General features: G+C 44.0%; 1 pseudogene. It reads left to right on the forward strand.

What is annotated here, in order from left to right:
* Positions 1-65 precede the first annotated feature (65 nt).
* Positions 66-334 (forward strand): annotated as a pseudogene (locus tag AAEZ03_RS26465) (hypothetical protein); the annotation flags it as partial.

Genomic DNA, 334 nt, shown 5'->3' on the forward strand with positions numbered 1-334 from the left:
GATCACTAGGAATTGGCTATGCTGGCGGCTCAGCGCTTCTAGTAGCTTTACTTGGAATATGTCTAATGACATGGCAGAAGACGATGGGAAGCATTGCCGTTGATAGTATCAGCAAACCCAAAGCAGAGGTGTTTTACTGGACGACCATTATGTTTTCGCAGACATTAGGTACCGCACTTGGTGACTGGGTAGCCGATAGCACAGGCATGGGTTATACCACGAGTGCGATTATCTTTGGATCTTTGTTAGCACTAATTGCGCTAGCTCATTTTTATACTAAGATATCTAAAACACTATTATTTTGGAGTGCTTTCGTACTGACTCGGCCTTTAGG

Origin of the sequence: Pseudomonas sp. HY2-MNA-CIBAN-0224 (genome assembly GCF_040310285.1) — a bacterium.
GTDB classification, from domain to species: domain Bacteria; phylum Pseudomonadota; class Gammaproteobacteria; order Pseudomonadales; family Pseudomonadaceae; genus Aquipseudomonas; species Aquipseudomonas helleri.